This window comes from Actinomadura sp. B10D3 (assembly GCF_039871695.1).
In the GTDB taxonomy this organism is placed as follows: Bacteria; Actinomycetota; Actinomycetes; order Streptosporangiales; family Streptosporangiaceae; genus Spirillospora; species Spirillospora madurae.
In genome coordinates this window covers 190,187-213,117 of record NZ_JBDPLY010000009.1, presented here as the reverse complement: position 1 = coordinate 213,117, position 22,931 = coordinate 190,187, and the positions used below count along the sequence as shown (strand labels likewise).

Genomic DNA, 22,931 nt, shown 5'->3' with positions numbered 1-22,931 from the left:
GTTGCTGACGCCCGGGGTGTGTCAACCATGCTCATACGCAGAAGAGCAAGGATGGCACTGCCTTATCGAGCCAGTTCCAGAGGGAGTCGCCGGGGCGCTGGGAGGTGCCGTTGATGCTCGACAGCGCGACCCGGGGGATGCCGTCGGGGTCGCGGTCGGCCATGTCCAGGAAGTAGGCCTCGGCGGCGGAGTCGCACGTGCAGAACCGTATCCAGCGGTCGAACTCGCCGTTCACCGCGCGGACGAAATCGTCGTCCTCGTCGTAGTCGCCGGGGTCTTCTCCCTCGTAGTCCGCGAGGGTCGAAGCGCCGAGCGTCGTGGTGAAGTGGTCCAGGCACAGATCGAAGTCGAACGACGTGAGGGAGGCGTGGACCGCGGCGAGGTCACGAACTCCCGCGGGGAGCGGCTCATCCAGCAGCGGGACGACGTCGGCCGGGCCGAGACGGGTCGGGGCCGTCCCCCACAGCACGTCCAGAGAGTTCGACCCCGTGTACGGCGCCAGGTCCTTCAGTTCGCGCGGCAACTCCCCGCTCCGATCGGCGAGGTACAGATACCCGAGCAGGTACCTGCCCTCCATCGCGACCAGCGCCAGCCCGAGCACCTCCGAGCGCAGCGCCGCGAGGAAGCCCGAACAGCGTCCGGCGACAGGCGCCCACACGTCCTCCAGCGCGTCGGCGAGGCCCGCGCCGGCCGGTATGTCCCACGGAGAGTCGGCAGCGAACGGAACGTCGCCGGCGCCGCCCAGCAGCAGAAGCCCCCGCAGTTCGGCCGTCTCGGCGACCTCAAGGGATCCCGACCATTCGTGCGCCAACAGCCTCAGCCGAATGCCGCGCCGCAGCAACCGTTCGACGCCGCGCGCGTCGCCGTCGGCCAGCGCCTCCCGCCACAGGCGATTGTCCTCCCTGATGCTCATGATCATGATCCTCTCATCGGCGCCTCAGGGACCGGGCACGAAGGACGCTGCGTCCGAGCCGGCCCGGGCCGAGGCTGTCGGCGTCCGGCTCGCCGTGGCCAAGGCGGCTCTCCTCGTCGTCGCGCTGGCCGCGAGCTGGCTGCTCCGCTCGACGCCGCACGGGGACCTCTGGGTCGCGGCCGGGCTCTTCGCCGGCATCGCGGGGATCGGCCCCCTCCTGCACAGGCACATGATCGTCGGTTGAAAGATCGCGGTACAGGCCCGTCCCCGGGGGATGAACCTGTGCCGCACTTCATGAGCTCAGCGTTTCGGGAGGAACTGGGCCAGGACGGCGGTCACGCCGCAGAAGGCCATCACCGGAAGAAGGGCCGCCTTGAAGGCGTCCGGGACGGTCCCCAAGGCCTCGTAGAACACGATGCCGACCAGCGCGACGCCGAGCGCGTTGCCCACCTGCTGTGCCGTGGACAGGACGCCGGCCGCCGCCGCGGCATGCCGGTCGGTGACACCCGACAGGACGAGCGCGGAAAGCGGCGCCAGGACGAGCCCCATGCCCGCTCCCGCGAGCGCCAGGCCCGGGATGAGCCAGCCGATCGGATGCCCGATCGCGTCCAGCAGCAGCAGGCAGCCGAGCGCCTGAACCGCCGCGCCCAGAGCGAGGACCTGCCGCCCCAGCCGGGCGGCGACCGCCGTGGCCCGGGTGGACGCGGCGAAGTACCCGGCGCCCAGGGAGACGAACAGCAGGCCTGATTCCAGCGCGGTGAGGCCACGCCCTTGCTGGAGATACAGGGCGAGGTACAGGAAGAACGACGCCATCGCCAGGGTGTAGACGAGCGCCAGGCAACTGCCGACGCGGAACGACGCCTCACGGAACAGGGCGGGGGCCACGAGCGGCGCGCTGCTGCGGCGCTGGGACAAGGCGAACGCGGCCAGCAGGACGGCCGACGCCGCGAGCGACGTCCACGTCCAGGCCGGCCAGCCCAGCCGGCGGCCCTCGATCAGCGGCAGGACGAGCGCGAGAAGGCCGAGCGTCACCAGGACGGTCCCGGGGACGTCCAGGCGGGTGCCGGTGGCGCGGGGCTGGGGCGGGACGGTCCGGCGGATCATCGCCAGCGTGACCAGGCCCACCGGAACGTTGATCAGGAAGATGCTGCGCCACCCGCTGCCGAACAGGTCGGCCTCGATCAGCGCGCCTCCGATGAGCTGCCCGAACACGCCGCCCAGGCCGAGCGCCAGGCCGTAGGCCGTGAACGCGCGGGCGCGCCGCTCCCCGCTGAACGCGCCGTTGATGATGCCGAGGACCTGCGGCATCAGCAGCGCGGCGGCGACACCCTGCACGACCCTGGACGCGATCAACGTGCCCGGGGAGGGAGCCAGCCCGCACGCGAGGGACGCGACGGTGAACGCCGCGAGCCCGAGGGCGTACACCCGGCGGCGCCCGAACAGGTCGCCGAGCCGCCCGCCGGTGATCAGCCCGCTGCCGAGAGCCAGCCCGAATCCGGCGACGACCCACTGGATCGCCGTCGCACCGGCCCGCAGATCCGCCTGGATGTCGGGAATCGCCACGTTGACGATGAAGAAGTCGAGCGTGGTGATGAAAATGCCGGTGAGCAGCACCAGCAGCGTCCCGGTGGACGCGGCGCCTGCCCGCAGGTCCCCGCCCGGCCGCCGACCCGCCGCCGGGACCGCAGTATGCGACATGGTTCCCCCCGTTCGCCGTCGTGAGCCTCGACGATCTCCCGAACCCGCTCACAAGTGCGATAACGCGAGAGGTAATGCATCCGCCAACACCACGGGAACCCGACAACCAGCGCCCACGGCAACCCCGCCACGGCTGCCAGCACACCGAACGCGTCGCGCAGAGCAGGCCGCCGGTGACGCGGCCAGGCCATCCGGGTGGCGCGTATGGTCAGCGCCCGCGAGCCCAGCGCACCTCGCCGCCGCCCCCATCATCACCCTGCCGTCGCTGGTGGAGGAGTCCAACGATCCGATCTTGAAAACGTTTCGACTTCGATGCTCTGCCGGACTTCGATGACGACGAACGGATGCTTGGTCCGGACGCGAGGTTCGGCAAGGTTTGGGATGAATTCTGCTCAGAGAGGCTGGGGTACCGACCTGGAGCCGCTCAGGCGTTCGGCTGGCCGCTCATCGACCAGTGGGTAGGGAAACGAGAAGAGGACTATGCGCATCTGCTCACGCTTCCCGGCCGCCTCTTGGGCGACGACGACCACGACACCGGGTTCGAGCGAGTCATGGTCTCCTCGGATGATCTTCGAACCGGCAGCTTCACGAGTGTGACGTACGAACAGGATGGCCTTCACTGACCGGGCCTTTCGGCCCCGGTGTTGGGCTGCCATCCTCGACCACGTTCAACCGAACAGCGCCAACGCGGTTCAGCGACCGGAACCCACGGCGTATCTCGTGCGGTGTGCCCGCGCGGCCGAACGCGTCGCGCCGGAAACGCATCGTGCGGAGGCGCTGATGGCGCGGGCAGGATGTGTGGGCGCCGCCCGTCCGGTCGGCGGCTAACGCCGCCGGACCCGGCGACTGGTATCCATTGCATATCTCGCCGCGGGGTGGCGGCCCGCGGTTGCGCCGGTGGCGCGCGGCCGGGCCTTGCGGGGTGGTTGGTAGTCAACTCCACGGGTCGAGGGCGTGCTTGCCACTGGTCCGGCGCGCTTCGAGGTCCCGGAGCACCGCCGGCCCCTCGGCCAGGGGACGAACCTGGGGAGTGCCGGGCGGGTACACGCCCCGGGCGATGAGCGCCTCGATCTCGGTGAGCAACGATCGATAGGTGGACGGGACCGCCGCCGCCAGCGCACCGATGTGCAGCCCCTTGACCTGGACCTGATGGGTGAACACCAGCTCGTGAGTGGTCACGGAGGCATCGCCGGACGCCGCACCGAACACCACGATTCGTCCGATGAAGGGCCTGGTGACCGCGAGGCTGACCTCGAACGTGTCCCGCCCCACGGACTCCAGGACCAGGTCGACGCCGCCGGTCAGGCGAACGATCTCCGCGGCCAGGTCAGGGCGTCCGCCGTCCACGACCTCGTCCGCGCCGAGCGCTCTGACGGTGTCGTGCTTGGCCGGCGAGGCCGTGGCGATCACGCGCGCACCGTAGTGACGGGCGAGACGGACCGCGGCCTGCCCCACGCCACCGGCCGCGGCGTGAACGAGCACCGTGTCGCCCGGCTCGATGTCGCCCAGTGGCTTCAGCGCCGCCAACGCCGTCGCCCAGTTCAGCACCAGCCCGAGCGCTTCGGCGTCGTCCCGCCCCGACGGGACGGGGAGCACCTCCGCGGCGGGCATCGTCATGTACTCGGCAAAGGCGCCCGGCCCTGCCCCAACGACATGGGAGCCGACGGGGAGAGGGTCCTCGACCGCCGGGCCGATACCGACGATCTCGCCGGCGGCCTCGAAACCCGCCACGTAGGGCGCCCGTGGACCCCCGCCGTAGGTTCCACGCGCCTGCATGACGTCCGCGAAGTTGACCCCCGCGGCGCCGACCCGGATCAGGTACTCGCCCGGACCAGGCGCCGGACGGGGTTGATCGGTCGTCAGGAACAAATCCTCTGGCCCACCGTCCGACCGCTGGACCAGTGCCCGCATCGTCTGCTCGGCGCTGTGACGCCGCTCGTTGGTCTCCATGCACCGGAACGTAGAAGGCTCACACAGGCGTCAAGGTCAAACGGCGGCTCATTGAGCGGCGCGACGGGCCTCGCGCAGGTAGTCGTCGAGAGCCGCCTGCTGAGCGCTGAGCGCGGCGATACGCGCGGCGAGCCGATCGCGGTGATTCTGCACCTCACGCAGAAATTCCGTGCACGGCACACCCGCCTCTGCCTCGGTGATATGGGGCAGGACGTCCTTGATCAACCGAACGGGCAACCCGGATTCCAGCAGCGAGCGGATGACGAGGACCCGGTCGATCGTGGATCGGCAGTAGTCGCGGTACCCGTTGCCGCGGCGCCCAGGAACGATCAAGCCCGCGTCCTCGTAGTACCGCAACGACCTCGCACTGGCGCCACTGACCCGGGCGGCCTCGCCGATCCGCATACCTCCGGCAACGCCCGGACGATCCGCGATCTTCCAGCACAACGCAACCTCAAGACCCACCCGCCGACCCCGTCCCCGAGGCGGCGACGTCACCTCCTGACAGGTTGATCCCCGGGGCGACCAGTCCGCTGGCAACGTCCGCCCGCGGCCAGACCCGCGCACTCGCCGGTCGCGGGCGGCACGGCGAACTTCCGCACCCACCGCAAGCGCCACCCGCGCGGGCGAGGCTGCGAGACAGGGCGATGCCACCAGGAGAGCGCCGACAGCGGCGTAGCTCTGGAGCTGCTGGGCGACGCCGGCGACGAGGAGGGAGGCCGGGCGGCCGGGGACATCAACTCCGCCGCGACCGCCTGCGCCACCACGGACGTGGTCGCCGGGTGGCTTACCCTGCCACAGGGACACCCCGGCCAGCCGCGGGCACACATACTGCCGATCCGCGATGGCCAGGCACGAAGGCGCAAACGCGGCCGGCGAAACCGTTCCGCCCGGCCAACCCGTGGTGGCACTGCCCGGCGCGGACGCCGCCGGCAGTCGCCGTGGGGTTGACCATCGCGGTCGCCTCGTCCAGCGGCAACGCTGAGGTCGGCGCCGTAATTCGGTTGTGCGGGCTGCTCGAGGCGATTTAGCGTTCCATCACATGAACTCCCTGGTACCCGACGGGCCTGTGCGGCTGCTCGGAATCGACGACCTCGCCGCCTGCCAGCGCCTCGCCGAGGACCGGGAGTGGGGCCGCGAAGACCACAAGTGGCGCTTCCTGTTCTCCGTCGGCGACGTGTACGGCGTCGACGACGGGAACGGCGGCCTCGCCGCGACGGTGGTGTCGACCCCGTACGGCAAGGACGTCGCGGCCATCAGCATGGTGCTGGTCGCCAAACGCTATGAGCGCCGTGGTCTGGGCGGCCGAGTCATGCGGCACGCGATGGAGGACGCCGGGACGTCCAGCCTCTGCCTGACCGCCACGGAATATGGCCGCCCCCTGTACGAGCGTCTGGGGTTCAGGTCTGTCGGACTCTGCACCACCTACATGGGCACCGGTCCAGGCCCGTCCGAGCGAAACGTGTCAGTGCCGGTAGAACCTCCCGACATGCCGTCCATCCACGCACTGGACACCGAGGTCTTCGGAGCCGACCGATCCCAACTGATCGAAGGCCTGCCGGCATTCTGCTCGACGTTCCGCGTAATCAGGGACGGGACGGGCATCGCCGGCTTCGGTGGCGTGTGGTGGAACGACGGGCGAGCCATCGTGGGCCCCGTCCTGGCACAGGACGTCGACACCGCCCTCGCGCTCGTAGACGAGATCGTCCCCGAGGGCCCGATACGCCTGGACATCGACCACCGGCACACGGAACTGACCGCGTGGGCGGAACGGCAGGGCCTCCGCCCCGCCTTCACGACGACGATCATGGAATACGGCGACCCGATCCCGAACGACCCGTCCCGCCTCTACCTCCCCGTAGCCCAAGCCCTCGGCTAGCACACACCCCCGAGCCGCCCACACCTCCCAACCTCTCCTAGCCGCACACCCAGTCCCGCCACGCCCGCCAAACCAAGCACCCCGACCACGCCCGCCAACCAGGCAACCCACGACCACGCCTGACACGGCAGGTAAGCCCGCCACGCGCAGGCCACGTCAGGACACGCGCGGCACGTTCGCCACGCCCGCCACGCCGCCGGGCTCCGGAACATCCCCCGCGACCTATACGAGGTCGGCTCCACGCACGCGGGCCACCGCGTCGCCGAGCTGGCCGCGCGGACCGGCGCGAGGACCCTGCCGGAGAACGGCCGCGCTGGCACGCATGCCACGCACGGCACGCCTGCCCTGACACGCACGGCACGCGTGCCACGCATAGCACGCCCGGCACGCCCGGCACGTCCCGGCACGGTGGGTCGCCACGCGCGGTGCGCTCGCCACGCCAGTCACGCCCGGCAATCCGGCATGCGCGGCACGTTCGCTACGCCTGGTACGCGAATGTCCTGCACGGTGTCGCGCATTGTGTCATCGGCGCCATGATCGCCGCGTGAGTCAGCCTGGCGGGTGATGGGTTTCTCGGCCACTCCCGGGAGGGCCTGTGGCTTCCGGTGACGCTTGACGTCTGCAGCCGCGTCACAGAGGAGACGTACGAGGCCGCGCGGAACGTGAGCGACCGGCCTCTGTGCCGTCCCCCGTCTCCGCCTCGGCCACGATCAAAAGTGTGAGCGGGACAGAGACGGAACAGGCGGTTCGCAGTGATCGGTGGTCAGGCGAATGGGCTCTTCGGGCGGGGTTGCAGCACCCCGTCGACGAAGATGTCGACCTTCTCGCTGTAGAAGCAGACCAGGCCGGCCACCTTGCGGCTCTCGTCCAACGGAGTGGGGTACGACCAGGCGAGATCCTTGTGCATTTCGTCGCCCGCATGCACCGACCAGTACTCGGCGGTGCCCTTGTAGGGGCAGTGCGTCACGCTCTCGGTGTGTTCGAGGAGATCCATCCGGACATGCGGTTTCGGCAGGTAGTACCGCACCGGCAGGCCCGTCTCGAACAGCAGCCGCGGGCTGGACGACTCCGCGACCGTCACGCCGTCCACCTCCACCCGGACGTGCCGTGACGACGCCAGGACGTCGACGCGCGTATGCGGATCGCGTGGGTGGACGAAGACCTCCTCGTCCTCCTCGAACCACGCGTCCATCGCAGCCCAGTCGAGCCGGACCAGGCCAGGCAGTTCGGTGTGGCGGAGCGCGGCGCCCGGGGCCTCCGCCCCGTTCACCTTCACGGTGTAGGCGGTCGCGTCGCCGCGGCTCGGCGAACGCTTCCCGGGCCCGTCCTCGACGAGCTCGGCACGCACGTCCGTCTCGGGGAAGTAGTAGGTCGGGTAGTAGGGGATCTCCCATACGAGGGACGGCCTCGTGCTGTCGGCGACCAGGTGACCGCCCAGGTACGCCCGTACGCGCTTGCCGCTCTCCTCGATCCGGAGGCTGGTCTTCCGCGATGTGCCCATGTTTGGGCAACCGCCACCGGCCGGGGCCTATTTCGCCTTTGCTCTGCGTGGGACGGCGAGGATCGGCAGCAGGGAGACGAGCAGGATCACGGCCGCCCACCAGAAGGTCGTGGTGAAAGCGCCGGCCACGAGGTGCGGCGTTCCCGCCGTGTGGAGCGCGGCGGCCTCGTCCAGGCTGCCGGACGCGCCGGGGATCTCGTCGCGGATGCTGATCTGCAGGACGACCGCCGTCACCGCCGTGCCCAGCGAGCTGCCGACGCGGACCAGGATGTTCGCGCCGGTGGTCGCCGCCGGGATCGCCTCGCGGGGCAGCCCCTGGTAGGCCATCGCCATGAGGCATGGGGCGATCAAGCCGTGACCCAGCCCGACGACGAACATGGCGCACATGATCACGGGGCGGCCGGTGCCGGGGGAAAGGCCGGTGAGCGCCAGGGTCCCGGCGAGCACGCCGAGGACGCCGCCGAACGCGAACCACCGCCCGCCGAAATGGTCGGCCAGCCGTCCCGACACGCTCATGGTGAGCATCGCGCCGAGCCCCATCGGCGCGAGCAGCCAGCCCGCGTCCAGGGCCGACTCCCCGCGGACGAGACCCGCGAACAGCGGAACCAGGATCATCACGCCGAACATCGCGGCGCTGTAGAGAAAGAGCCCGCCGGTCGCCCCGGTGAATGCGCGGCTGCCGAGGCGACGCAGGTCGATGAGCGCGCCGTCCCTCTTACGGAACGCATGGACGACGAACGCTCCGACCATGACGCCGCCGATGATCGCGGTGACGAGGAAGCGGCCACCGGTGAGGCTGTCGCCGTTGCCGGCAACGGACAGGGCGTACACGAGCACCGCAAGCCCGGGGGACAGCAGCAGCATGCCGAGGACGTCCAGCCGGGCGTGCACGTCGCGCTCGCCGTCACGGGGCAGCATGCGCAGGGCGGCGAGCAGCGCCACCGCGCAGAACGGGACGTTGACGAAGAACATCCAGCGCCAGTTCAGGCTGTCGACGATCGCGCCGCCGAGCAGCGGGCCGAGTACCGGGGCGAGCATCGCGGGCACGGAGACGATGCTCATCACCCGTCCCATCCGGTCGGGGCCCGCCTCGCGGACGAGCATGGTCTGCCCGACGGGCAGCAGCATCCAGCCGCCGAGGCCCTGCAGTACGCGGAACGCGATCAGCGAGGGGACCGACCAGGCGAACCCGCACAGCAGGGACCCGCTGATGAACAGCCCGAGCGAGACCAGCCACATCGTCCGCGCGCCGAACCGCCGCACCGACCACGCGGTGATCGGGATCGCCATGGACAGGGCGAGGGTGTAGCCGGTCACGACCCACTGGATGGTCGACAGGGAGGTGCCGAAGTCCTTGCCGAGGGCGGTGATCGCCACGTTGACGATCGTGCTGTCGAGGACGGTCATGATCGCGCCGAGCACCACGACGATCGCGAGGTTGCGCAGGTGCGGGTCGATGCCGCCCTTCTCGGCGGGTGGTGCGGTTTCCGTGATCTTCATCGGCGCCCCCCTCGTTTCCGTACACCGTATCGCCATCACCATACACCGTATCGCTCAGTCCGTACACCGTATCGATACGCCGTATCGCGTACCATCGGCGATGTGGCGGGAACATCGAGGTCAGACGATGTGTGGACGCGTCCGCGCGGCGGGCGCCGCCCGAAGCTGACGCGCGAGGCGATCGTGGAGGCGGCGATCCGGATCGCGGACGCCGAGGGTCTGGACGCGGTGTCCATCCGCCGCATCGCGAGCGAGCTGGGCGTCCGCGCGATGAGCCTCTACACCCACATCGACGCGAAGGAGGACCTCCTCGACCTCATGTACGACGAGGTCGCGGGCGAGGTCCTGGTCGACGACCGCGAGCTCCCCGACGACTGGCGGGACGCGGTGCTCGTGCTCGCCCGCAGGGAGCGCGACGCGAGCATCAGGCATCCCTGGCTGCTGAAGATCGCCGGCCGCTCCGTGCGCGTGGGGCCGAACGGCCTGCGCCACCTCGAGCAGTCCCTGGCGGCCATTGCCCGGCTCACCGACGATCCAGAGAAGATGCTGACGATCGTCAAGGCCGTCGACTACTACATGATGGGCTTCATCGCGTTCGAGCAGGGGATCGGTCAGGACCGTCCGTCGAGCCCTCTGGAACAGGCCTTCGTCCGCAAGTTGGTCGATAGCGGGGAGCTCCCCCACCTCAAACCCTTCCTGGAGACGGGCCTCTACAGCCACAGCAGCTTCGAGCAGGGCCTCAAGTGGTTGCTCGACGGCATCGAACACGAATACGGAGGGAAGTAGCCCTCGGTCATCGCGCCGACGTAGCGTAGGCGACGGCGTACGTGCCGCTACGACGAGACGGGGTCCAGGTGCGGGCAGCAAAGTTCATCAGCGTGGCGACTGTCCTGGCACTGGCGACGGTCACCGCCTGTAGTGGCGATGCCAAGAACGAGTCGACGCCTCCGGCCGACGTCCCGGCGGGGCTCGACTCCTTCTACGCGCAGAAGCCCACCTGGAAGGGATGCGGGGACGACTTCCAATGCACGACCGTCCAGGTACCCCTGGACTACTCCAAGCCGTCCGGAGAGAAGGTCGGCATCTCCGTCATCAAGCTTCCGGCCCAGGACAAGTCGGACCGGATCGGCTCCCTCCTCACCAACCCGGGCGGTCCCGGAGGTTCCGGCATCGACTTCGTCCGCCAGGCCGGCCGAGCCTTCGGAGACGACCTGCGCCGCCGCTTCGACATCGTCGGCTTCGACCCGCGCGGAGTGGCCGCCAGCGACCCCGTCCGCTGCAACAGCGGCCCCCAACTGGACGCGTTCTTCGCCACCGACGCCTCCCCTGACGACCAGAACGAGACGAACATCCTCGGCGAACAAGGCAAAGCGTTCGCGGAGCGCTGCAAGACCAAGGCCGCCCCGGAGCTTCCCCATGTCGGCACCGTCGACGCAGCCCGCGACATAGACATCCTGCGCGCGGCCCTCGGCGACAACAAGCTCACCTACTACGGCGCCTCCTACGGCACGTACCTGGGCGCCTTCTACGCCGAACAGTTCCCGAAGAACATCCGGGCCCTCGTCCTGGACGGTGCAGTCGATCCGCAGCTCTCGTCCACCGAACTACTGACCGAGCAGGCGAAGGGCTTCGAAACCGCCCTCCGCGCGTTCGCCGAAGACTGCGTGAGGTCAGGCGGCTGCCCCTTCGGAACCACCACCGACGCGGTCATCGCCAGCATCTCGTCCTTCCTCGCAGCCACGGACAAGAAGCCGCTCCCAAGTACCCGGGGCTCCCGCAAGGTCACTGAGTCCCTGGCCGTTATGGGGATCGCGAGGGCCCTGTACGTCAAGGAGTACTGGCCCGTCCTGCGCCAGTCCCTCATCCAGGCGATGCAGAAGGGTGACGGCACCTACCTCCTGACCCTCGCGGACGAGATGGTTGAGCGCAAGGAGGACGGCTCCTACAGCAACCAGACCGACGCCAACATGGCCGTCAACTGCGTCGACAAGCCCAACCCACCGGACCTCGCCACCTACGGCAAGTCCGCTGCCGAGGCCGCGAAGGTCGCCCCCCGGTTCGGCCCCTTCGTCGTCTGGGGCGGCCTGCCCTGCGTCTACTGGCCCGTCCAGATCAAGCAGCAGCCGAAGCCCATCACCGCCAAGGGCGCCGCCCCGATCGTCGTCATCGGAACCATCCGCGACCCCGCAACGCCGTACAAGTGGTCCCAGAGCCTCGCCGAGCAGCTCTCCAGCGGCGTCCTGCTCACCTTCGACGGTGACGGCCACACCGCCTACCTGCAAGGCAACTCCTGCGTCAACGAGGCCACCGACAAGTACCTGGTCACGACCGAGCCGCCGAAGGACGGAACCACCTGCCGCTGATAACCAGTGCAACCCACCCCCGGAGACCCGGTAGACTGCTTCCCGCCGTGCTCCGCATGGCAGGCCGCCTTAGCTCAGTCGGCAGAGCGATTCACTCGTAATGAATAGGTCGTCGGTTCGATTCCGACAGGCGGCTCCCACGTCAAAGCCCCCTTCCGATCATGGAAGGGGGCTGTTTGCTACCAGGCCTGCTAACAGCAGCGCCTACGCTGCCCCCTCATGACCTGCGCGAACACGTCCGCCGCAGCCACCTTGGCCGACCGGTTCACGTGCGCGTAGACCCGCAGCGTGATTGCCAGGTCAGCGCGCCCGACGCGCCGCGACGACGTGGACGGAAACATACCCGCCAGGAGCAGGGGCATCGCATGGATGTGCCGCAGGTCGTGAACCCGAGCATGGGGGAGCGGCTCAGCCGGACGCGGCCCCTTCTTGGGTCGTTGTAGGCCCGGATGGGCCTGGTCATCAGCCAGCCGACACCAGCCGACCGTGTCCGGATGGATCGGGTCGCCCCAACCGGTGGCGAACACGTAGCCGTCATCGCCGCCGCGCCACTTTTCGCCGACGAGGAGTTTGTCAGCCGCCTGGGCCCTGTGGTGCTCCCTCAGCACGATCACGGTCTCGTCATCGATGCTCACGACGCGGGACCGGCCGCTCTTGGTCGCCCCCTCGATGCGCTCGCCGGCGACGACGCCCGTTGACCCGCTGATCGTGATCTGCTTCGCGTCCAGGTCGATGCTCGACTATTGCAGGGTGCCCCACTGCGAGGGTCGCCGGGCGGCCGCGCCCGGCTCTGCGAGCCGGGCATGCGGCCTGTTCCGTCCGGTCCCGTCTCGCAGCCCGGTCACGGCCCGCCGATTTCCAGCTCAGACCACTTTCGTATGAAAACAAGCTGATCGACCCGCCTCACGCGAAGAGTCGACCCTAAATTGATCTTGCCAAGCGGTCCGGACGCTGCACGGTATTCAGAGTGGCAAGGGTGACCTTGCGATAAAGCGGGACCCGAAAGGACGGAGAATTTCAATGGAAGAGAAGACCTGCCCGACGTGCCAGGGCGGCGGAAGCGTCAACAACGGCGTCGGTTCGATGCGCTGCTCGACGTGCCATGGCACCGGCAAGGTGCAGAAGTAGAGTTGACAGAAGCCGCTTCCTCTGACGCGGAGGCGACTTCCTGATCTGATGGGTCCTGCGCTTGCGCAGGGCCCATCAACCTATCGCCGTTCGCGCGGATGAGCACTCCGGATCGATCTTGTGGCTATCCGCAGTACACGTCCCAGGGACCGTTGCGTTCGAGAGCAGGACCGCCCCGGCGCGGTCGGTACCGGCAGATTAGAGATCAACCTCGATTCTTCAGCGGGTTGTCTGGTTTGAGTGCCGGTCCGGTTGATGCCCGTTCGTCCCTGGGGTGAGGGGGTGGGCCGTCGCGTGTCGCTGCGGCTGCGTCCGGTTCCACGGGCCGGAGGAGGTGCCGGCTCCTTCCTTGGTCGTCGGGATGGGGCTTGGGGTCAGGTCGGGGCGGGCAGGCTGGTGAGCCTGTCCCAGCAGGTCGTGAACGCTTTGGCCCAGGGCCAGTCCGCGGCGATGGCCAGGGTCCGGGTGCGGGCGTGGCGGGTGAGCCTGCCGGGCAGGTGCAGCAGGCGGTAGCGCAGGGTGCCGGGTTCGGCGTCGGCGAGGTCGTCCGAGTCGTGCAGGCCGAGCAGCCGGGTCCAGGCGTCCAGGTCCGCGGCGAGATTGGCGGCCAACACCCAGCCGCAGTTCACCTCCCATGATTTGCTGGGGAGTTTTCCCAGGCCCAGGGCCTTGTTGGTGCGGACCCGGTCTTCGACACCGGCGTGCGCGCGGTGCAGCACGTCGAGCCATTGCGGGTGGTGGGAGCCGGCGATGCCCCACATCCGGCCGATGTTGGTGGCGGTGATCTGATACCGCCACCCGGTCTTGAGCTCGAACGGGGTGAGCTTGTTGACGTGCCGGGCCGACCAGCGGGTCCGGCGCACCAGCAGCCTCATCCCCTCGGGCCAGCCGGTGCGGGTGTTCAACCCGGTGAGCTCGGCGATGCCGTACTCCTGCTGTTCCCGGCCGTCCTGGTGAAGCGAGACCGCCCACACCCGCTCGGGCAGGGCGGCGATCGCCCTCTCATCGGCGTCGGTGATCTTCCAGCCGACCGTGTACCGGACCGTGCGGCGCATCGTGTTCAACGACTGCAGGTGTTCCAGCAGCTCATGGGTGGCGCCCGCCCCGTCCACCCGCACCAGGATCTTGGCCGCCGGTGACCCGGGGACCTGCCGCAGCGCCTCGGCCAGCACCGCCAGGTGATCGGTGACGGTGTTGCTGCCGGCGTTTCCCTCCCGCAGCAGCATCGCCAGGCACTCGCTGGTGTTGGCGCACCACGCCGCCAGGGGATGGTGGCCCCAGGTCTTCTTGAACGTGACCGCCGCCCCCTGCTTGGCCGAGTGCGCGGTGATCAACGTGGCGTCGATGTCGATCACGACCCAGCCGGTCAGGCGCTTACCGGCCACCACCAGCCAGGGGAAGCCACCCGGCCGCAGCCGCAGCAGGCTCCACACATGCCGCCGCACCTTCGCTCGGGCCCGGGAGATCCTCGCCAGCAGCTCGTCGTCGGTCGCGGCCAGGGCCCGGTGGATCGTGGAGTCCGAGACCGGCGCCCCGAACACCGCGACCTGCTGCGCCCACAGCCGTTCGCAGTCCGACAGGTTCACCGCCCCGAGCACGATCGCCACCGCCGTTGAGGCCAACGTCACGCCCCGGTCCCACCAGCCGGCCGCCGTGCTCGAGGGCATCACCTGCGACAACGCCGCCGTCAGACCCGTGCGGTCCGCGCAAGCCCGCAGCAGCACCGCCCCCGCCTGGCCGACCTGGTTCTTGCCCGTGGCCGCGACCCTCAGCCGCCGGTCCCATCCGATAGTCTTCGACACCGAAAAGGTGCACCTGCCCCAGCAGAGATCATGAACTAGACACTCAGATCCTTGCAGGACAGAGGCACCTTTTCTTGATCCACCACACGATCAAGCCATAACGACTGAATCACCAGGGTCAACTGAGCGTGCCAGGTTCCCCTGGAAGGCACACGTCATGACCAGGGCGAAGCGACGAAGCAGGTGATTGCCAGTAGCTCGGATCCAGGGCTTGCGTGTCCTTGCTGTCGCGGGTGCTAACAGCGGGTCTGGACGGCCTTGGACGGGTCGACCCCGGGCAAGGCGTCGACTCTGATCGGGTGCTGGCAGTGTCCGGACGGCCATGTGGCAGGCCGGTGGGCAGCGGAGCTGCGGCGCGGGTAGTGGCAGCCGTCCCGTTGGGTGTTGCGCGGGATGCTGAGTGACTTGTCGGCCTCATCGGCACCCCCGTCAGCAGTTCAGCGGGTCCTGGGGGTGCGGAGCGGTATGCGGGGGCCGTTCGTAGGTCACAGGCGGTTGGGCGTCACGTTCTGGTGGCTTGCTCCGTCAGGAGGTGTACCAGTCATCACGGCAAGGAGATCGCTATGGACGCCCGGTTCAGCTTCTACGGCGGCACCGTCGGGGCCAAGTACATGAAGTACATCCAGTCGGCGGGCAAGGTGCTGATGGACTCGTCGCTGCCCGTTCTCACGCAGCACCTTGTGGAGATCCGGGCCAGCCAGATCAACGGGTGCGGCGTCTGCCTCGACATGCACACCAAGGACGCCCTGGAGGCGGGGGAGACGTCGGTGCGCCTCAACATGGTCGCGGCGTGGCGGGAGGCCACGGTGTTCACCGAGGCGGAGCGGGCCGCCTTGGAGTTGGCCGAGCAGGGCACGCGTATCGCCGATGCCGCGGGTGGCGTCACCGACGAGGCCTGGGAGAACGCCGCCAAGCACTTCGACGAGGACCAGCTCGCCGCCTTGGTCGGCCTGATCGCCCTGATCAACACCTGGAACCGCCTGAACGTCATCACCCGGCAGCCCGCCGGCGACTACCAGCCCGGCCAGTGGGGGTGATCGCCGAGCGCTGACTTCGGGGTGCACGTCCTGCGGGTCCGGGACGTGCACCCCCTAGGGCAGGACGTGCCGGTCGCAGGGTGGGAGGTGGGCGGTCATGCCGGCGGTGATGGCCCAGCGTTCGTGGTCGCGCCAGACACCGCCGATGTTGATGAACTCGGGGGAGAAGCCTTCGCGGCGGAACCCCAGGTGTTGGACGAGTCGGCGCGATGGCTCGTTGCCCGGCTGGACGTCCGCCTCGACCCGGTGCAGGCCGAGCGGGCCGAACGCGTACAGGACGGCCAGGCCGACGCCTTCCGACATGTAGCCCTGGCCGGCGCTCGGTGCGAAGGCCGCGAAACCCAGGATGGCCCGGTCGTACGGCCGGCGGACGATCCCGGTGAGGGTGACGTGGCCGGCGATGGCTCCGGTGTCCGCCTGCTTGATCAGCAGGGCCTCGCCGGCCGTCGGGTCGGCGAAGCGTCCCAGGTAGTCGCGGAACGCGGCGGGGTCGGCCGGTGTTCTGACCCAGTCCGCGTGCAGTTCGGTGCTCTGCCGGGCGAGGCGGACGAACTCCTCCTCGTCCCCCGCCCGCATCCGCCGCAGGACCACGCGACACCCCACAATGCCTCCGCCCTGGCCTCCTCGCCCCCGGACCGTTTGTCGCCAACAGAGCAAGGTTGCACCACGTGCGCCCCGGCGCGCAGCCGCTCCGCGGAGACGTCATGGAGGCGGAACCGGGGATGCCGGACGGCCCCGCCGGTCAGTCGGTGAGGTGCTCCGCGAGGATTTTCAGGTGGGTGTCGCGGGCCTCGCCGTGGCAGCGGCGGCCCGCGTCGGTGATCTCGACGAAGACTCCGCGGCGGTCGTCCTCGCAGAGTCCGCGCTGGACGTACCCGTGCTTCTCCAGGCGGGCGACCGTGCGGGACAGGGCGCTCTGGCTGAGGTACATGGCGGCGGCGATCTCCTGCATGCGGCGCTTCTCACAGGCGAGATCGACGAGCCTGTCGAGCGTCTCGTACTCGCTCATGCTGAGGCCGTGGGCGTCCTGCAGCGCGCGGTCCAAGGCGCACGCGACCGTGTTGTAACAGGTCGCCAGCTCGCGCCAGCGGCTGACCAGAGCAGTCTCCGCCTCCATGCCGCGCATCCTAGCATGCACGCGCATCAGATGCATGCGAATTAGATTCCCAGGAATTTTGTGCGTGGACATTTGATGCGTGTGCATGTACTGTCCTCCGACGTGACTATCACCGACACCTCACCCGACTCCACCGTCCGTGCACCGGCCGCCGCGCCGGCCGAACAGACCTGGACTCCCCGGCTGTGGGGAGTCCTCGCGGTCCTGTGCGCCGTGCTGTTCCTCGACGGGCTCGACGTCTCGATGGTCGGCGTCGCGCTGCCGTCGATCGGCGCCGAACTGGGCCTTTCGACCACGTCACTGCAGTGGATCGTGAACGGCTACGTCCTTGGATACGGCGGGCTGCTCCTGCTCGGCGGGCGCACCGCCGACCTGCTCGGCCGCCGCCGGGTCTTCCTCGCCGCGCTGGCCGTGTTCGCCCTCGCGTCGCTGGTGGGCGGCCTGGTCGACAACGGCGCGCTGCTGATCGCGACCCGTTTCGTGAAGGGGCTGGCCGCCGCGTTCACCGCGCCGACCGCCCTGTCCATCTTGACCACCACCTTCCACGAAGGGCCCGCGCGCAACCGGGCCCTGTCGGTGTTCTCCGTCTTCGGCGCCAGCGGCTACTCGTCCGGGCTGATCCTCGGCGGGCTGCTGACCAGCTTCGGATGGCGCTGGACGTTCCTCACGCCCGTCCCGATCGCCGTGCTGGCCCTGGTCGCGGGCATCGCGCTGATCCCGCGGGACCGTCCCGCGGCCGGTGGCGGCCACGACGTCCTGGGGGCCGTGACGCTCACCGGCGGCATGCTGCTCGCCGTTTACACCGTGGTCTCGGCGCCGGAGCGGGGCTGGCTCGACCCGGTCACGCTGGGTTCCGTCGTCCTTGCCGCGGCCCTGCTGATCGCCTTCTTCGTCACCGAGAAGAAGGTGCGGCACCCGCTGATCCGGCTCGGCATCCTGCGGATCGGCTCGATCGTCCGGGCCAACCTGAGCATCGTCGCGCTGTTCGGCTCGTACCTGAGCTTCCAGTTCATGATGACGCTGTACCTGCAGGACGTGCTGCGCTGGTCGCCGCTGAAGATGGCCATGGCGCTGCTGCCCGCCGGGCTTCTCGTGGCGTTCGGGTCCCCGTTCGTCGGCCGCCTCATCGACCGGTACGGGACGCCTCGGCTGATCATCAGCTCGATGACGTCGCTCAGCCTCGGCTACGCCTGGTTCCTCGCGACCGCCGGGAACAGCCCGCACTACGTGTTCACGATCCTGCCGACGATGCTGCTGCTGGGCGGCGGGTTCGCGTTCGGGTTCAGCTCGATCATGGCGCAGGCCACGGACGGCATCGACGACTCCGAGCAGGGGCTCGCCTCGGGGCTGGTCCAGACGTCGGGCCAGGTCGGCGCGGCGCTGGTCCTGGCCGTCGTCACCGCGCTGGTCGCGGGCGGGACGGCCGCGGGCGGCGACGGGTTCGCCGAGTTCCACCCCGGTGTCAACCTGGTCAGTGCCGTCGCCGTGGTCGGACTGGCGCTCAACCTGATCCCCCTCCTCCGCCGGTACCAGCCCAAGCACACCTGACCGGAACGACCGGTGCGGGGGCGTCCTTCACGGGACGCCCCCGCTCGCGTCAGCTCGGCCGCTTCCAGAAGGACCGCCGGGGCTGGGACTCACCGGTGAAGTCGGCGAGCACCCGCAGCGCGCGGTCCCACAGCTCGCTGACCGCCGGGAGGTCGGCGGGGAACTGGAGGCGCTGGAAGTCGTCGCGCAGCTCCGCGAGTGGAGTCGCGTCCAGGGATTGCGCCTCCAGCCGCGGGACGATCGACTCCAGGGCGGGCAGCAGCTCGTTCAGCAGATGCTGGACGCGCGCCTCCGGATTCTCGGGCACCTGACGGAGGCGTTCGAGCACCACGGCCATTTCCCGCTGGAACTTGGTGGGGGCGGTGGCGCTGCCGCCGGACTCTGACACCGGGCGCTTCCGCTTGGCGGGACGGCCGAGGGGACGGCTGGAACCCCGTGCGGCTCCCGGCGCTGCGGAGGGACGCGGCTCAACGGGGGGAGGCGGTGCGGCAGGGGGAGGTGCCGCGCCGACGCCGGGAGGCGCGGAAGCGCCCGGCATTCCGGCGGGCGCCGCCGGCATGGGCGGCATGGGGGCGCCGGACAGCGGCGGCAGCTCCATGTCGGCCATGTCCATGTCGGCCGTTGAGACCGAGAACGCGGCGTGGACCCCGCGCGGAGCGGCGGCCGCAGCGTCCCAGCCCGATGGCGTCTCTACGGGCTGGACGACCTGGTGCGGGTTCTCGCCCTCGGTCGCCACCCTGCTGTCCACGGCCACGAACGCGGTGAAGCGGCACAGGACACCGAACTTGAGCGAGGTCTCGATGATGCGGTGCTCGAGGTCGTCGGGGCCTCCGACCGTGTAGCGGTCCTCCAGGTCGCGGAGGTGAGCGCGGGCCCAGATCGACCTGGCGGCCGGGTCATCGGCGACGACGCCGGTGGCGTGCTGCTCCCACGGCCTCCCGTCCGACGCGGTGCCGCGGACGGTCAGCGAACCGGTCGGGGAGCCGCGGAACCGTCCCGCGATCACCAGCGGCACGCCGGGGAACAGGGCGCCCGGCCGGGCCGGAGCGACCGTCCCGGGGACGATCTCCAGCCCGTCGGGGTGCAGGCCGAGGCCGGTCGCGACCGGGGCCGCGATCCGGTGGTGGATGTGCTCCATCGCCTCGTCGAGGCGGTCCTCGGACTCCACCAGTTCGCACCGCCCCCGCCCGATGCCGGCGAGACGGTTCAGGAAGCCCGCGTTGACGGCCCGGTCGATGCCGACCGTGTGCACGCGGACGCCATGCAGCCGCGGTTCCAGGTGGGCGAGGAGCTGGTCCTCGTTGCCCACCTGGCCATCGGTGATCAGGACGAGCACCCGGTCGCGCCCCGGGTCGGCGAGCAGGCGGCAGGCCTCGTCCAGCGGGGCGAGCATCTCCGTGCCGCCCCGCGCGCCCAGCGCCGCCAGGTGCTCGACCGCGCGGAACCGGTTGCGGTCCGTGCCGTCGACGAGCCCTGCACCGAGGTCGCGCGGGCGTTCGATGACGGCGTCGAACGACAGGACGGTGAACCGGTCCTCGGTGCGGAGCGTGTCGACGATGCGCGCCGCGGCCCGGCGCGCGGCGACCATCTTCCAGCCGTGCATGCTGCCCGAGCGGTCGAGCACGAGGACCACGTCCCGCGGAGCGGGTGTGGCCTCACCTGAGGGCAGCACCGTCAGGCTGAACGTGCCCTCCTCGCTGGACTCGTCCGGGATCAGGGTGAGGGCCGCGCTCTCCTGCGGGGCGAAGTCGAGGCGGAGGATGAAGTCGCGGTCGAGGCGTTCACCGGGCCGCAGCCGGACGGTGGTGCGTTTGCCGCCGCTTTCCCCCGTGACGACGTGCAGTGCCGACCGGAGCTGGGTCAGCGGCAGCCCGGCGGGATCGATGTCGACGGTGACGGACAGCCGCACCGGGTTGGGGAATCCGGGCAGCAGGACGGGCGGACTGATCCGGGACGCGTCCGGTACGGCAGCGGTGTCGTCGGCCACTCCGGATCCGGCGCGCTCGTCGTTCAGCGGCGCGCCCGGGATGTAGCGGGGGGCGACCACGAGCGGGAAACGGAACGTCGCGCTGGACGCCGACTCGTGCGGCAGCGGCTGGTTCAGGTTCAGCGTGATCGTCACCCGCTCGCCCGGCAGGATGTTGCCCACCCGCATGGTGAACACGTCCGGGCGGTCCTCCTCGGCGATCGCCGCGCGCTGACCGGCGGCGATCGCGCGGTCGTAGTCCTGCCTCGCCTCGCCGCGCTCCTTCAGCTTCCCCTCGACGACCCGGTCGGCGGCCTCCATGCGCAGCGCGGTGACGGCGGCGCGGTCGGGCAGCGGGAAGATGTACGTGGCCTCCAGCGGGACGTCGAACGGGTTCCGGAACCCCTGCACCACCTCGATCCCGGCGGCCAGGCCGGTGATCGAGGCGTGCACGTCGACGGCGTCGAGCGGCAGGTTGCCCTTGTCGGTGCTGAGCGCGCCGAACCCCCGGTCGGGCAGCGGTGGCGCGGTATCGGGTAGCGGCAGGATGCGCACGGTCACTGGTTCCTCCGGGGTTGAGCGGCGGGCAAGAACGCGGGGGGCTCGGCAGAACCTCCAGCCGAGCCTCCGGCGGGGTCTGTGGCTGGGGCTGCGGCGGAGTCTCCGACCGGGCCTTTGACCCGAACTTCGGTCGGGTCTTCGGCGGGGAGCAGTCCGCGCCTTCGCAGCTCGTCGAGCAGCGGACGCGCGGCGGTCTCGATCGCGGCGAGGTCGTCGCCGCTCAGGGTTGGAACATCCAGGAGCACGGTGAGGCCCGGGACGAGCCGCACCCCCTGGACCACGGTGTGATGGGCCACGCGGTAGTCGTCGGCGACAGTGGCTCCCCTGAAGGACACGTCCGGACGTGCCCTCCAGAAACTTTCCCGCTCACGCGCTTTCTCGCCAGTGGAGGCGGGCTGCGTCTCATCGCCCAGAGAGTCAGCGGCCGGGGGCGTGGAGCGCTCCGGCGCGGCGTAGGCCGTGGCAGGGGTTTCGGGCTCGGTGGACGTCTCATCGTCCGCACCGGCAATCCGGGCCGCCGTAGAGGCCAGGGGGCCTGTGGAGGGCTCGGTTGCGATCGGTAGTGGGGCGGGGAGGTTGGCTATCTGGGCGAGGGTGGCGTTGGTGGCGCCGGCTAGTTCGAGCTGGATCTCGGCGATGGAGCGGCCTGCCGCCTGGCGGCGCTTGATGGCGACGAGCTGGAGCAGGTGGCGGGGGCCGTACAGGGACGTCCGGCCGCGACGGCCGAGGGGCGGGTCGACCAGGCCGATCGTGGTGTACCAGCGGATCAGCCGCTGGTTGGGAAGATCACGCACCCTGCCGCTGACCTGCGCCGATCCGTCCGCCGCGAGGGCCGCGGCGGCGTCCTCCGCCAGCTCGCCGATCGTCCAGGTCCTCTCCATGGCTCGATGATGACACTGTCATGATGACAGTGTCAACTTCCAATCCAAGATCGACAGCGGCAAACCCTTGATGGAACCGCCGGGCTGCCGCACGCTGGGTGACTCAGGTGCGGTCGGGGGTGGAGGAAAAGGGGCCGTGAAGTGCGCAGCAGCGGGGTCGGCATGTCCGCCGCCGGGGCGTCGGCGCTGCACCGCTACCGGGCCCTGGCCGCCAAGCACCGGTGGGAACGGCGTGCGGTGAGGGCGGTGGTGGCCGGAGCCGCCGGTGTCGTCACGGCCGGATTGGTCACCTGGTGGAACGGCCTGTTCGTCGCCGTCCTCGTCTTCGCCGGCCATGCCGCGTACACCAGGTACAGGCCAAGCCCCATGGCCAGCTGGCGCCGAGGTGCTCGGGCCGAACGCCGCACTGGCCGTCGGCTGGCACGTCTGGATCCTGCGGGCTTCCATGTCCTCCATGACCGCGCATTGCACGACGGGCCCATGGCGGCGGCCAATCTCGACCATCTGGTTGTCGGCCTCACTGGTGCCTACGCGATCGTCAGTAGGAGGTTCCGGTGGGGTGCGCGGTTGCGCGCTGAGCAGCGTCGCCTCTGGGTGGGGCGTAGCTCCGTGGGCGGGGTGGCGAACGTGGCGACGCGTGCCGCAGACACGGTTGCCGAACTGCTCTCCAAGGAACTGGGCCAAGAGGTCTCTGTCACGCCGTTGGTAGTCGTGCACGGAGCACGGGTCGCCCGTGAAGGGGTGCGGCACGGTTCGGTGGTCTTTCGCTCGGCTCGGACGATTCCGGGTGTTATTGAGGCGGAACCCGTTATCTACACCAGCGCGCAGGTGGCGGCGCTTGCGGCTGCCGCGGAAAAGCGGCTGCCGCCCATGATGGAGGCCCTTTCCCTGAATGAGTCGTCAAGATGAACCCTTTTACTCTGGGTGACGTGAAGATCGCTCATCGAGATGAAGTGCTGGTCACGAGAACCGGGCGAACCTTGCACTAGGTCGGTCATAGCTGCCATTCTTCCCATGCAAGGCATTTCGCCAGAGCGTCCCCCGAAGGGGGAAGAATAGTGTTCGGTAGAGAGTCCGAACTCTTGAA

General features: G+C 69.8%; 20 protein-coding genes and 1 tRNA gene. 9 read left to right on the top strand and 12 right to left on the bottom strand.

The annotated features are described in order from the left end of the window. Positions 1-31 precede the first annotated feature (31 nt). Entirely contained in the window at positions 32-913 is an 882-nt protein-coding gene (locus ABGB11_RS16805; RefSeq protein WP_347633642.1) for a hypothetical protein, read from the bottom strand. Positions 914-917: 4 nt separating this feature from the next. Between ABGB11_RS16805 and ABGB11_RS16800 the strand changes: the two genes are divergently transcribed. After that, the gene (locus tag ABGB11_RS16800) at positions 918-1,157 is read left to right on the top strand and encodes a hypothetical protein (RefSeq protein WP_347633640.1); all 240 of its coding nucleotides are present in this window, start codon (positions 918-920) and stop codon (positions 1,155-1,157) included. Between the two features lie 56 nt (positions 1,158-1,213). Here ABGB11_RS16800 and ABGB11_RS16795 read toward each other — a convergent pair whose 3' ends face one another. Then, positions 1,214-2,611 carry an MFS transporter gene (locus tag ABGB11_RS16795; RefSeq protein ID WP_347633638.1) on the bottom strand — a complete coding sequence of 466 codons (1,398 nt, stop codon included), beginning with the start codon at positions 2,609-2,611 and terminating at the stop codon, positions 1,214-1,216. Positions 2,612-2,955: 344 nt separating this feature from the next. Between ABGB11_RS16795 and ABGB11_RS16790 the strand changes: the two genes are divergently transcribed. Continuing rightward, a complete protein-coding gene (locus ABGB11_RS16790; RefSeq protein ID WP_347633636.1) occupies positions 2,956-3,234 on the top strand; it encodes a hypothetical protein in 279 nt (92 codons plus the stop codon). Between the two features lie 310 nt (positions 3,235-3,544). Here the strand turns inward: ABGB11_RS16790 and ABGB11_RS16785 are convergent, their stop codons facing one another. Further along, positions 3,545-4,561 carry an NADPH:quinone oxidoreductase family protein gene (locus ABGB11_RS16785; RefSeq protein ID WP_347633634.1) on the bottom strand — a complete coding sequence of 339 codons (1,017 nt, stop codon included), beginning with the start codon at positions 4,559-4,561 and terminating at the stop codon, positions 3,545-3,547. 48 nt (positions 4,562-4,609) lie between these two features. Beyond that, positions 4,610-4,966, bottom strand: coding sequence for a MerR family transcriptional regulator (locus ABGB11_RS16780; protein ID WP_347633632.1), 357 nt, complete (start codon positions 4,964-4,966; stop codon positions 4,610-4,612). Between the two features lie 637 nt (positions 4,967-5,603). Here ABGB11_RS16780 and ABGB11_RS16775 point away from each other — a divergent pair. Continuing rightward, positions 5,604-6,440, top strand: coding sequence for a GNAT family N-acetyltransferase (locus tag ABGB11_RS16775; protein WP_347633630.1), 837 nt, complete (start codon positions 5,604-5,606; stop codon positions 6,438-6,440). 763 nt (positions 6,441-7,203) lie between these two features. Here ABGB11_RS16775 and ABGB11_RS16770 read toward each other — a convergent pair. Together ABGB11_RS16770 and ABGB11_RS16765 are read right to left on the bottom strand one after the other, a co-directional pair. After that, the gene (locus tag ABGB11_RS16770; RefSeq protein WP_347633629.1) at positions 7,204-7,941 is read right to left on the bottom strand and encodes a DUF427 domain-containing protein; all 738 of its coding nucleotides are present in this window, start codon (positions 7,939-7,941) and stop codon (positions 7,204-7,206) included. Positions 7,942-7,968: 27 nt separating this feature from the next. After that, on the bottom strand, positions 7,969-9,441 hold the full coding sequence (locus ABGB11_RS16765) for a DHA2 family efflux MFS transporter permease subunit (protein ID WP_347633628.1): 1,473 nt from the start codon (positions 9,439-9,441) through the stop codon (positions 7,969-7,971). 129 nt (positions 9,442-9,570) lie between these two features. Between ABGB11_RS16765 and ABGB11_RS16760 the strand changes: the two genes are divergently transcribed. The 3 genes from ABGB11_RS16760 to ABGB11_RS16750 all read left to right on the top strand — a co-directional run bounded on the left by ABGB11_RS16760 (position 9,571) and on the right by ABGB11_RS16750 (position 11,940). Continuing rightward, entirely contained in the window at positions 9,571-10,227 is a 657-nt protein-coding gene (locus ABGB11_RS16760) for a TetR/AcrR family transcriptional regulator (protein ID WP_347633627.1), read from the top strand. Positions 10,228-10,319: 92 nt separating this feature from the next. Beyond that, positions 10,320-11,804, top strand: a complete 1,485-nt coding sequence (locus ABGB11_RS16755; RefSeq protein WP_347633626.1) for an alpha/beta hydrolase — start codon at positions 10,320-10,322, stop codon at positions 11,802-11,804. Positions 11,805-11,867: 63 nt separating this feature from the next. After that, positions 11,868-11,940: transfer RNA gene (locus tag ABGB11_RS16750), tRNA-Thr, on the top strand. A gap of 55 nt (positions 11,941-11,995) precedes the next feature. Here ABGB11_RS16750 and ABGB11_RS16745 read toward each other — a convergent pair. After that, positions 11,996-12,439, bottom strand: coding sequence for a hypothetical protein (locus ABGB11_RS16745; RefSeq protein ID WP_347633624.1), 444 nt, complete (start codon positions 12,437-12,439; stop codon positions 11,996-11,998). Between the two features lie 867 nt (positions 12,440-13,306). Continuing rightward, positions 13,307-14,734, bottom strand: a complete 1,428-nt coding sequence (locus ABGB11_RS16740) for an IS1380 family transposase (protein ID WP_347633623.1) — start codon at positions 14,732-14,734, stop codon at positions 13,307-13,309. A gap of 563 nt (positions 14,735-15,297) precedes the next feature. Here ABGB11_RS16740 and ABGB11_RS16735 point away from each other — a divergent pair. Beyond that, a complete protein-coding gene (locus tag ABGB11_RS16735) occupies positions 15,298-15,771 on the top strand; it encodes a carboxymuconolactone decarboxylase family protein (RefSeq protein ID WP_347633622.1) in 474 nt (157 codons plus the stop codon). A 54-nt stretch (positions 15,772-15,825) separates the two neighbouring features. Here the strand turns inward: ABGB11_RS16735 and ABGB11_RS16730 are convergent, their stop codons facing one another. Together ABGB11_RS16730 and ABGB11_RS16725 are read right to left on the bottom strand one after the other, a co-directional pair. Beyond that, positions 15,826-16,374, bottom strand: coding sequence for a GNAT family protein (locus ABGB11_RS16730; protein ID WP_347633621.1), 549 nt, complete (start codon positions 16,372-16,374; stop codon positions 15,826-15,828). A gap of 139 nt (positions 16,375-16,513) precedes the next feature. Next, positions 16,514-16,888 carry a MarR family transcriptional regulator gene (locus ABGB11_RS16725; protein ID WP_347633620.1) on the bottom strand — a complete coding sequence of 125 codons (375 nt, stop codon included), beginning with the start codon at positions 16,886-16,888 and terminating at the stop codon, positions 16,514-16,516. A 102-nt stretch (positions 16,889-16,990) separates the two neighbouring features. Between ABGB11_RS16725 and ABGB11_RS16720 the strand changes: the two genes are divergently transcribed. Beyond that, a complete protein-coding gene (locus ABGB11_RS16720; protein WP_347633618.1) occupies positions 16,991-18,436 on the top strand; it encodes an MFS transporter in 1,446 nt (481 codons plus the stop codon). Between the two features lie 49 nt (positions 18,437-18,485). Here the strand turns inward: ABGB11_RS16720 and ABGB11_RS16715 are convergent, their stop codons facing one another. After that, on the bottom strand, positions 18,486-20,963 hold the full coding sequence (locus ABGB11_RS16715; protein WP_347633616.1) for a VIT domain-containing protein: 2,478 nt from the start codon (positions 20,961-20,963) through the stop codon (positions 18,486-18,488). Continuing rightward, positions 20,960-21,844: a MerR family transcriptional regulator gene (locus ABGB11_RS16710; protein ID WP_347633614.1), complete on the bottom strand. Its 885-nt coding sequence runs from the start codon at positions 21,842-21,844 to the stop codon at positions 20,960-20,962. The genes ABGB11_RS16715 and ABGB11_RS16710 overlap by 4 nt, the downstream gene beginning before the upstream one ends. 141 nt (positions 21,845-21,985) lie before the next feature. Here ABGB11_RS16710 and ABGB11_RS16705 point away from each other — a divergent pair, with 141 nt between their 5' ends. Next, the gene (locus ABGB11_RS16705; protein WP_347633612.1) at positions 21,986-22,753 is read left to right on the top strand and encodes a nuclease-related domain-containing protein; all 768 of its coding nucleotides are present in this window, start codon (positions 21,986-21,988) and stop codon (positions 22,751-22,753) included. Positions 22,754-22,931: the final 178 nt, after the last annotated feature.